Source organism: Pontibacillus yanchengensis Y32, assembly GCF_000770635.1.
Lineage (GTDB): Bacteria > Bacillota > Bacilli > Bacillales > BH030062 > Pontibacillus > Pontibacillus yanchengensis.
This window is the reverse complement of sequence record NZ_AVBF01000040.1, coordinates 26390-36993: the sequence shown is the minus strand read 5'-3', so window position 1 is coordinate 36993 and position 10604 is coordinate 26390. Positions and strand designations below refer to the sequence as shown.

General features: G+C 39.8%; 12 protein-coding genes and 1 riboswitch. Of the genes, 6 read left to right on the top strand and 6 right to left on the bottom strand.

All coding sequences use genetic code 11. The features are described 5' to 3' along the window. Positions 1-548: 548 nt before the first annotated feature. The 5 genes from N782_RS13915 to N782_RS22110 all read right to left on the bottom strand — a co-directional run bounded on the left by N782_RS13915 (position 549) and on the right by N782_RS22110 (position 3791). Positions 549-1442 (bottom strand): vanadium-dependent haloperoxidase, encoded by an 894-nt coding sequence (locus N782_RS13915; protein WP_036821256.1) that lies wholly within the window; start codon positions 1440-1442, stop codon positions 549-551. A gap of 137 nt (positions 1443-1579) precedes the next feature. Then, positions 1580-2269, bottom strand: a complete 690-nt coding sequence (locus N782_RS13910) for a DUF4097 family beta strand repeat-containing protein (protein ID WP_272913652.1) — start codon at positions 2267-2269, stop codon at positions 1580-1582. 157 nt (positions 2270-2426) lie between these two features. Then, a complete protein-coding gene (locus N782_RS13905) occupies positions 2427-2984 on the bottom strand; it encodes an HAAS signaling domain-containing protein (RefSeq protein WP_036821250.1) in 558 nt (185 codons plus the stop codon). Continuing rightward, positions 2981-3301 (bottom strand): PadR family transcriptional regulator, encoded by a 321-nt coding sequence (locus tag N782_RS13900; RefSeq protein WP_036821247.1) that lies wholly within the window; start codon positions 3299-3301, stop codon positions 2981-2983. Before N782_RS13900 ends, N782_RS13905 begins: the two co-directional genes overlap by 4 nt. A 226-nt stretch (positions 3302-3527) precedes the next feature. Continuing rightward, a complete protein-coding gene (locus tag N782_RS22110; RefSeq protein ID WP_420805595.1) occupies positions 3528-3791 on the bottom strand; it encodes a DUF2187 family protein in 264 nt (87 codons plus the stop codon). Between the two features lie 302 nt (positions 3792-4093). Next, positions 4094-4139: riboswitch (PreQ1 riboswitch) on the top strand. 96 nt (positions 4140-4235) lie between these two features. On the opposite strand from N782_RS22110, the gene queC reads away from it, so the two are divergent. The 3 genes from queC to queE are packed head-to-tail and all read left to right on the top strand — an operon-like array spanning position 4236 to position 6107. Beyond that, a complete protein-coding gene (gene queC, locus N782_RS13890; protein ID WP_036821244.1) occupies positions 4236-4904 on the top strand; it encodes a 7-cyano-7-deazaguanine synthase QueC in 669 nt (222 codons plus the stop codon). Between the two features lie 5 nt (positions 4905-4909). Continuing rightward, positions 4910-5386, top strand: coding sequence for a 6-carboxytetrahydropterin synthase QueD (gene queD / locus N782_RS13885; protein WP_036821268.1), 477 nt, complete (start codon positions 4910-4912; stop codon positions 5384-5386). Next, entirely contained in the window at positions 5379-6107 is a 729-nt protein-coding gene (gene queE, locus N782_RS13880) for a 7-carboxy-7-deazaguanine synthase QueE (RefSeq protein WP_036821242.1), read from the top strand. Before queD ends, queE begins: the two co-directional genes overlap by 8 nt. 266 nt (positions 6108-6373) lie before the next feature. Here the strand turns inward: queE and N782_RS13875 are convergent, their stop codons facing one another. Next, a complete protein-coding gene (locus N782_RS13875) occupies positions 6374-7315 on the bottom strand; it encodes a YndJ family protein (RefSeq protein ID WP_036821240.1) in 942 nt (313 codons plus the stop codon). Between the two features lie 32 nt (positions 7316-7347). On the opposite strand from N782_RS13875, the gene N782_RS13870 reads away from it, so the two are divergent. From N782_RS13870 to N782_RS13860, 3 genes are all read left to right on the top strand, one after another. Then, positions 7348-8292, top strand: coding sequence for a TIGR01777 family oxidoreductase (locus N782_RS13870; RefSeq protein WP_084103099.1), 945 nt, complete (start codon positions 7348-7350; stop codon positions 8290-8292). An 874-nt stretch (positions 8293-9166) separates the two neighbouring features. Further along, entirely contained in the window at positions 9167-10108 is a 942-nt protein-coding gene (coaA, locus tag N782_RS13865) for a type I pantothenate kinase (protein WP_036821237.1), read from the top strand. A 19-nt stretch (positions 10109-10127) separates the two neighbouring features. Next, positions 10128-10589 (top strand): hypothetical protein, encoded by a 462-nt coding sequence (locus N782_RS13860; protein WP_036821234.1) that lies wholly within the window; start codon positions 10128-10130, stop codon positions 10587-10589. Positions 10590-10604: the final 15 nt, after the last annotated feature.

Sequence of the window (10604 nt, the reverse complement as noted above, 5' to 3'; positions counted from 1 at the left end):
CATAAAATTGATCGAGTTTGCTATGCGTAGTAGCGACCTTTTGCCATAAATATGGGCTCTGGAGCGACTTTTCTGCTTTCGGAGCGAGAATCGGAAAACAGGAGCAACTTTCGAAATTTAGGATCGAGATTTAAGATATAGGAGCGACTTTTGAAAATTAGGAGCGACAACCTAAAACTCCTTTTTTTGGCCATGTTTCCGTCCCTCCCAAAACAGCAAAGGTGGCCGTGGAACAAGGAGACTCCCGCCGGAGAAAGAGGTAGGCGAGACCCCGCAGAGCCCCGCCTTTTGGGCTCGAGGAGGCTTGCCAGCTCGCCGGCAGGACGCGAGTTGTTCCACGGCCACCTTTATTCTCACGAAAGCAACGGAAACATCCATCTTTTTAGACCAGTTAGTAATGGTAATTATATAAATTATCTCGAATCCAATTCTTCCAGATTATGCTTCTTATCTTGAATGAGGCTATTTTGAATAGTTGATTCCAAAATCAACACCAAACTTTAACAGAGCCTAAATAAAAAAAGAAGCAGCCTTAATGGACTGCTCTATTAAAAAAATAATTTTGGTTTAGGGGAAGTGCTATTCGATTTATTGTAAGTTGACTGTTGATTTTCCACTAAAGAGTCACAAGAGGTACTGAAATCATAAGGAATCGCTTGTTTATAAGGTGGTGGGAGGAGGTTGGCATTTCTATTTTCACGATAATGAACATCCACAGGATTACCTTCTGAGTCGTAGTCATCTTGCAGTTGTTCTATTACTAAATGGCCAATTTGTCTTCCAAGTCTTAAGCCTTCATCGTTATCAATTGGGAAATGAACGCCTGCATATAGTCTTGATTTTGCGCATTCTTCTGCTAGTTCATGGAGGCGACGTCTTTCGGCTGGGAAGAAGTAGCTAAGGATTACTTCAGCAGTTCCGGCTACCGCAGCATGACCTGATGGGTAGGATGGATGTCTAGGTGTACATATAACTGTAACGAGTTCATCATCCAATTGATTTGGCCGTGCCACAAGCCACTTGTATTTTAAATACCATGCTACTACGAATGAGTCATTGATTCCTGCTTGCAGCGCGGCTAAGATTCTTCCAGCCCGAGGAGCCTCTACACCATACGTATCAATAAGGATGTCAGCTATAGGTGTCCATTGTTTCGTTGCAGGACCTCTAGACCAATAGTAAGCTATTTCTTTTTCTTTAGGGGTTAGATGAGCTAACGTTCGTTTCACTTTTTCTAATTGAGCATCCCAATTAATTTTGTTTGGGTGACGTATATCTAATGTGATTGGTTCACCATTTGGAGTGGAGAACCCACCTTCGTCATTATGCCTTATATAATAAGTGTTCCACGATCCAGAGAAAGGAGTTTCTGGATTGCGGGGTGGGTGATCTTCGCCAGCATAAGGTAATGCTGTCCACAATTCATAATCATATTTTTTCATCACGTTTATCTCCTTTTTCCACAGTTTACTTATAGTTACTGTATGGATATTAGGATGAAAGTGTATAGACGAGTATCAGGCATATATACAATAAAAGTAAAAAAAGAGCCTATCTAAAGGCTCTTAACAAGGTTGTATTAATTTATCAGGTTGAAAGTTAAATCACCAGAACTTGTTCGGATAGTGACCTCTGGATCTCCGGAGCCAATGGTGGCTTGAATATTGGATCGATCTAATGAGTCATATTGAAGAGGGAAGTTGATTTCCGCTTCACCTGAAGAACTACTATAAGTAAGCTTCATATTCGTTGGTTCCGATGCGACTTCAATGCGCACATCTCCACTAGAAGAAGATATATCTAAAGGGGATTGGATGGTATCAAGGTGTAGATTAGTGTCGCCAGAACTCGTTTCTACTCTCATTTCCCCGGTAATATTTTCCCCTTCAACGGAACCAGAGCTCGTATTAATGTTGAATAGATTGCTCTCCACATTATTTAATTGGACATCCCCAGAGGCAAGGTCGAATGTCACTTCTTCGCTTTGAACAGATTTTAATAAAATATCGCTACTAGCACCATTAATGTTTAAGGATTCTATGGTTTCTTGAGGGATCATTACATCCATTTGCTGATCTACATAGGTGAATCCGATGGAAAAAGTTCTCTTGTTATGAATGCGAATGTCTAACGTGCCTTGAGAGAGGTCTGCTTGTAAGGAGCGATTTTCTATGGAGTTTTTATCTGCTTTTCCATAATAGCGAACGGAAATCTCATCCTTGTCAGAAGGGAGAATGTTCACATCTGATGATGCCACATTAATGTTGATATGCTTAACCTGATCTTTGTCGAATACCTTTTCGTCTTCGAAAGATAGTCGTTCTCCAAATATTGTGGAGAAGCTTAGACCTTCCCTTGAACTGTCGTTAACATGACGCCTCCAATCCCTACCATAAAGATAATTAACCCGCTTAAGAAGAGTTTCTTCATACGTAATTTTCTCCTTTCACGATTTTGACATTCCATTTAACGTATTTCATAAATAATTGGTAGAGCATGTTGCCTAATTTTATTAGCCCAATAGTTAACATGATGCCTAGACCAGCTAGAACCATAGCTGAAAATAGTTGTAAGAGGATTAACTGTACACCTGATGAAGATGTAACAAAAAATACACCAATTGCTCCAACATAAAGACTAAATACTGCTGCCCACAAACTGATATAGATTCCTAACAAAGCAATCGCAGGTCCTAACACAATAATTAAATTAAATAGTCCGAGACTCATCGTTGATAAGATTGCTTGGCTAAGGTTCGTAATCGACTTGTTCGTTTCTGCGTTCTCAATGCGAAATTGTAGGTACACCTCTTTGGCAATGTCCCTAGGGTGACCTAGATCCTTGGCAATTTCACTGGCTTCTCTACCTTCAAGCATCCCCATTTCAAAATGCTCTTGGTAATCCGCTAGCACCTCTTGCTTTTCTTGCTCGGGTAATTGGTGTAAATGTTTTTCTAAATGGTTAAGATATTCCGTATGTGTCAAGACTCATACACCTCCTTAATTAAGTGGTTAACGCTCTCCTGGAAGATATTCCAGTCATGAATTAAAGTCTCCATGTATCGCTCGCCCTCATCGGTTAAACGATAGTATTTTCTAGGAGGCCCTTCTGTGGATTTAGCCATATATGTTTGCAAATAGTCCTCTTTTGTAAGTCTGCGTAGTAATGGGTAGAGGCTCCCTTCTGCAATGGCTATTTTCTCCGTTAAATTCTGGGCAAGCTCGTAACCATATTGATCCTTTTGCTTCACAATGACCAACACACAAAGCTCTAAGATACCTTTCTTAAATTGTGGATTCATTCCATCACCTCGATGTCCACCAGTACTGATTAATGTTTAATAGTGGTGTAAAAAAATATTAGTGCGTAACTACTACATCATTATATTATCATCCGGTATTGAACATTACAAGATAGTGATGAAAAAATCTAGTAGGAATCAAATGTTCCGGTAATAATATCGTTTGTTAAACTGTATAAAAAAAGACTTGGAGGAGAATCCAAGTCCTTTTGTATATGCTTATTAATTATTGATTTCCGCGTTCTTTAAGCGTGTAATTACCATGACCTACAACTGTTTTTTCGTGTTCGATGCCTAGGTCTTTGAAGTTCTCCATGATTGTCATATCGACTACAACGGAATTTTCAAGTTTAGCTGATGTTACGATGCCATCAACTTCCTTGCCATCCTTTAGGAAAGAAACGATGTCTCCAACGGTAGCTTTATTTTCTTCGCTAACTTTTGGTTCTTCGCTTTCATTTTCCTCTTTTTTAACAAAAGCTGCATCAATGATACTATCTTTATTCATGTTTTCGTTTTCTTCAGACATGTGGAAATTCCCCTTCCTATTTTTGCAATTAGTACGTAGTATGAGCATCAAAGATTTCTAACCAGGGTTCCTTACTACAATACCCTTTTCTCTATGCATCATTCATCCTAATACAATAGGTTAACACGAAATCAATTTTAAATGAAATAAACGACTCGAATTAAGAAAATTTTTAAAATATCCTGAAACAATAAAGAGGATGAGTATGATGGAGAAGTATGATATGATACAGTATATAATCTAATAAAAGTCTACGCAAAAGCGTAGGAGAGGTTCTAGCTCACACCCTCTATAAAAAACTAAGGATATGACACTATACCGTACCTTAGGTATAGTTTTTTTTTGGTCAACATAGTTTTGGGTGGATAGAATTCTCTTTTTCAATGATGGAAGGGGAATTTTTTTATGCAGAAAAACAATAAAGCCATTGTCGTGTTTAGTGGAGGTCAAGATAGTACAACTTGTCTATTTTGGGCTATGAAGCACTTTGATGAAGTGGAAGCGGTGACGTTTCATTATAACCAACGTCATTCAGAAGAAGTTGAAGTGGCGAAGGAGATAGTGGATGACTTAAACATAAAGCATACAAATTTAGATATGTCTTTATTAAGTCAATTAGCTCCAAATGCCTTAACCAGGGATGATATTGAAGTGAATGATGGGGAAGAAGGTGGGTTGCCGTCTACGTTTGTTCCGGGACGTAACCTGCTATTCCTATCCTTTGCAACGATCTTAGGGTATCAAATCGATGCGAAGCATATCATAACAGGTGTGTGCGAAACCGACTTTAGTGGTTATCCTGATTGTCGTGATATGTTTGTGAAGTCGTTGAATGTGACATTAAATTTATCAATGGATTCAGAGTTTGTGATTCATACTCCATTGATGTGGTTGGACAAAGCTCAGACTTGGGAGCTAGCGGATGATCTAGGTGCATTTGATTATGTAAGAGAGAAAACGCTAACTTGCTATCATGGTGTCCGTGGAGATGGATGTGGGGAGTGCCCATCTTGTATTTTACGAAAAAATGGCCTGAATACGTATCTAGCTCAACGTGAAGGAGCGAATGCATAATGGCAATGGATCAGTATGGTTTCCGCATTGTAGAAGATTTACAAAAAATCGATAAAGACATCGATCGCTCTCAACTGAAATACCACAATAAACGTGTAATGGTAAGTAAAGAGTTTACGTTTGATGCAGCTCACCACCTTCATTTGTACGATGGGAAATGTAAAAACCTTCATGGACACACTTATACCGTTGTGTTTGGTATAAGTGGCTATGTAAATGACATCGGGATTGTCATGGATTTTGGGGATATCAAACAAATATGGAAAGAACAAATTGAGATTCATCTCGATCATAAATATGTGAATGAAACCTTACCACCAATGAATACAACTGCTGAGAATATGGTGGTCTGGATTTATGAAAAAATGGCTGAGGCACTTAGTCATGAAGATTACCAAGGAACTAGAGTTGAATTTGTGAAACTGTACGAAACGCCAACGAGTTTTGCGGAAGTGAGACGGGAGTGGATGGAAAGTGAATAAGTTTCCTGTACTTGAAATCTTCGGACCCACCATCCAGGGAGAAGGGATGGTCGTTGGACGGAAAACAATGTTTGTCCGTACGGCAGGATGTGATTATAGTTGCGCCTGGTGCGATTCTGCCTTTACTTGGGATGGAAGTGCGAAGGATGAGATTCAAAAACTCACTGCACCTGAGATAATCAACGCATTAGAAAAGAATGGTGGAGATTGTTTTGACCACGTTACGATTTCTGGAGGTAATCCTGCTTTATTAAAGCATTTGAATGAGTTGATTGACCGCTTGCATGACAAGGGCTGTGAAGTTGCGCTTGAAACGCAGGGAAGTAAATGGCAGGAGTGGTTCCTCACGATTGATGACTTAACCATCTCTCCAAAACCACCTAGTTCTGGGATGAGTACAAACTGGGAAGTGCTGGATGGTATCATCGCTAAGTTAGAGGGAGCTGGACGAACTTCGCATACAAGTCTGAAGGTCGTTATTTTTAATGAGGAGGATTTAGAATACGCCAAATACGTCCACAAGCGTTACCCTAATCTAGCATTCTTCGTGCAAGTAGGAAATGAAGCATTAGATGAGTCGGATGATCAAAACCTAGCCCTTCATCTACTGAATCAGTATGAGTGGTTGATTGATAGAGTTATGCACTCCCGTGAACTAAATCATGTTCGCGTTCTTCCTCAGGTCCATGCATTGCTGTGGGGGAATAGACGAGGTGTTTAGAGTAGGTATGAGCATTAAATGGCTTAGGGTCATTTAATGCTTTTTTTACACATTACCTGTTCGGAAAGCGTGCTGAGCCAGGCTCCGAAACCGCGGGTCGCTCCAATTTTGGAAAAGTCGCTCGGAAAATGGCCGAAGTCGCTCCAAAAATCGAAAAGTTGCTCCTAAATTCACAAACTCGCTCCAGAATCACAAAACTCGCTCGCAAGGCGCGGCAATCCGGGCTGGGACGGCCCAAACCCGCGGTCGCTCCACCAACCGTGAAGTCATTCCCTATATAAATAAAGATAAAGCCCGGAGAACATACACAAAGAAAATCCAAATGCATTAACCATACCGTGAACGAACACCATTAAAGGAATATTAAGCAGGAATTGGAGATCCCCGATTCCTTCGTAGCCATATAAGAAAGCAAATGTCATAGATACGAATAATGACAGACAAGCCAATGTTATGAAGGTTTTGGCAAGCATGTTTGATAGTTTTGGTACAAAAAACAGTAAGCATAACAGGGAAAGGATGGCTATTGGGACAACGAATTCCGTGACGGCAATAAATTCTATCCATGGATAATCGGCTCCAAAGGTAATTCCCACGGCAACAAATATAGGCCCTACTAATAGAAACATAGATAAGACTTGAAAGAGAATGCTTATTTCAATATTCGGAAAGTTCATCTCTCTGCCGATAACCCCAAATGCTATGAGTGTAACAAAAGCTGCATAATGAAAGTGAATCGATGTAAGCAGGACGATAATATCGTCAAAATGTAAGATGGGTATCCCGGTTCTATGTAATACGAGCCAACCTCCACCAATCACGATATATATCATTCCCGCATGGATAACCGTTTCGTATAAGCGGGTCCATATTTTATGATAAAGGAAAGACCATAAGCCATATAAAGAAATAAGTGCTGTGAAAAGGAACCATGGAAGTGATAGGATAGTAGATAGGATACCGGGTGTAACGAAAAAGCTTCCCATCGCGAACAAGAGGGCCGCAGGGTGGAGATTCAGCAATACGTGGTAAAGTTTCGTCCTTCTCGTATGGGCAAAGCGTAAGCCAAGAGGAATCAACACTCCGTATGCAAAAACAAGCAGCATCTGTACATATTGCAAGCTATCCATGGTATCTAAAGTTATTTTTAAGATGACAAAACTAATAAAACTACACATTCCAAATATCGTAAGCCGTTTTTCTGACATGGTTTTCACCTCATTTTCCATCTTAAAGGAAAATGGTTTGGAGAGAAAGAACAGAGGTGACATTTGTGAACATATTAATTAGTGGTGGAACGGGATTTATAGGAAAGGCAGTCGTACGTTATTTTGTTCAGCAAGGTCATACCGTATTTGTGTTAACAAGGGGAGAGACAAGGAAAGAAGCTGGGGTACAATACGTACAGTGGATGAAGGAGAGTGCTGGCGAGATTGCATATTTTCGAAATGTGCCGTTAGATGCATGCATCAATCTAGCTGGTGACCCGATTCACGAAGGAAGATGGACACCGGAAAAGAAAGAGCGTATCCTGACAAGTCGGATTGAAGCGACAAGACGGATGATCAAAATCATTCAAGGGATGAAACATAAGCCGGAGATCTTCATACAAGGATCAGCTATTGGTTATTATGGGTATTCTAAACAGAGCACCTTTACAGATGAAAGCTTGCCTTTGCTTAATAGTTTCCCAAGTGAAGTATGTGAAATTTGGGAAAATACATTTCTAATGTTAAATGAGCCTTCGATTCGAAAGGTAACCGCTAGAATCGGAATAGTATTGGACCACCATGGTGGAGCTCTCCAAAAAATGCTGACCCCTTATCAATATTTTGTAGGAGGACGCGTAGCTTCGGGGGAACAATGGTTATCCTGGATCCATTTATACGATCTCGTGAGAATGTTCCACCATATCATCGACACGCCCTCTATCTCCGGCCCTGTTAATATCACAGCACCGAATCCAGTAAAAATGGATGAGTTCGGGAGAAAGGTTGCCCAAAAGCTTCATCGCCCTTATTGGTTTCCTGCAAATAAGTGGATGTTGCGTCTTATGTTCGGAGAAATGAGTGAATTCATTATTGAAGGACAATATGTTCTGCCTGATAAAGCTAGGAAAAACGGATTTACGTTTTTATATCCTCAATTAGAAAATGCAATTTCTGAGATCTTGTCTCGTTCTTAAAGTTACATAGAAGAAAAGAAAGAATCCTGTCACATAGTGTTTGTGAGCAGGATTCTTTTTTTATTTAAAGGTAAAGAAAGAATAAATTACTGGCGCATACGTGTCTAGATCCAGTGCCCAGCGACTAGTATGCTTCCCTCGCCTCCGTACGATAAGTTAACATCGAATCACTACGTTCTTCGTGTTGCCTTTATCTCCTACGGAATCAGGGGAAGTTCGATTAAGATCGCAGCATCACGCAGCAACATCGAACCAACCCACGTCGTGCGGGCCTCAGCATATACGTAGCTAACCTGGCGCTTGCGCTTTTGTTCAGGGTGTTAAAGTTTGCTGTTGATTTAGGGATTAAAATAGCTTCATATCAAGATAAGGAGCAAAATTTTGGAGACTTGGATTCGAGATAATTATTGGTTAGGGTAACCCTGAGATGTTGTTACCGGTATCCGCAATACGTAGGACAACTTTTTTGACGGACATATAATCTCTTATTTTAAGAAAAAACCCTCTTTTGGAGAGCCTAAGGGACATATAGTACCTTATTTGTGAAAAAACACACTACATAAAGGTGTTTTTGGCTGAATAGCGAACTGAATGTCCGTTACGAATGCAAAATAGCCTTCAAATCGAAGAATAAGAGACTATATTTCCGTTAGCATAGCATCACCTTGTGTCATAAACGCCTTACGCTTTTATTCTTCAATAGTTGGTTACGATGTGTTGAATAGTTTGGATATTGTTGGTACATTGGATTATAATGCATGAAACTAGCACCTCCATTTAATGCAATCAACTGTAGCTTATGCAGTTGTTGTAGGAGAAGAGCTGGTTCACGATAGTAAGACAATAATAAACAATCCCGAAAAAGAGGTACATTATGAAGAATAATACATATTCGCCATACATTACATTCAATAAGGAAGAATGGTCAGAGTTACGAAACAACGTTCCGATGACGTTAACAGAACATCAGCTTCACTCCTTAATGGGGGTTCAAGATCACATTACATTAGATGAAGCATCAGATATATACTTACCGTTAAGCCGATTGATCAATTTATATACCACAGCTTATCAACAATTACATACTGTCACGGATACATTTATTGGTCAGCAAACAAAGAAAGTTCCGTTTATCATTGGCATTGCTGGTAGTGTCGCTGTAGGGAAAAGTACGATATCTAGAATTATCAAGGCGCTATTGTCACAATGGAATAGCCATCCGAATGTAGATATTTTAACAACGGACGGGTTTCTTTACCCTAATGAGGTTTTGGAACAAAGAGGGATTATGAATCGAAAAGGGTTTCCGGAGAGCTATGACATCAAAAAACTGATGAAGGTGCTAGGGGACTTGAAATCTGGTAAATCAGAAGTAAGAGCGCCATTGTATTCCCACTTAACGTATGATGTGTTGCAGGATGAGGAGCAGGTGTTTCATGATCCGGATATCGTTATCGTAGAAGGAGTTAATGTACTACAGACGCCTAAACGTAAGAAGAAAACACCACAAACCTTCGTTTCGGATTTCTTTGATTTTAGCATCTATATTGATGCAGATGAGGATGCGTTAGAAAAATGGTATGTGAATCGATTTATGAAATTACGTGATACAGCCTTCCAGGATGAACGGTCCTATTTTCATAAGTATGCGGATTTATCTAATGACGAAGCTTCTGATACAGCTAAAGATATTTGGGGACGTATCAACTTGAAAAATCTTTACGAAAATATTTTGCCTACCAAATCTCGCGCTGACTTGATTTTGCATAAGGACGGGGATCACTTAATTGATGAGATACATTTACGGAAGATTTAAATAAAGATAGGGGGAGACAATGAGGACAGCATGGCGGGAGCATAAATCAGAGATTCTATTTGCAGGTGTTATGTTTGTGGTAGCCATCTTGTGTATTTGGTTTGGTTTAACAGATACTATGTTTGCCCCGTTTGAAGCATATATATTAGCCACTCTATTGTTTGTGACAATACCAATAGTATTAAAAGATATTCGTAAACCACAAGAAGATGTAAAAGACAGGGAAATGAGAAAGTGGGAGTACACTCGGGAGAAAGGAAAAGTCCGATATATTACTGAAAACACACTTTTGTATTCCGTCCCCTTTATAGCTATTTCATTCTTTTTAGAAAATGAGTACACAATAGGATCTTTTGTTGGAAATGCTGTCGCAGGTGTACTCGGCGGAATCCTTATGGGTGCGATTCAGTGGAAACGTAGCCAGAATGAGTATCTAAATTGGTACTATGATGAACATGAAAAAGGTGAAGCTCTCGATTGAGAGCTTCACCTTTTT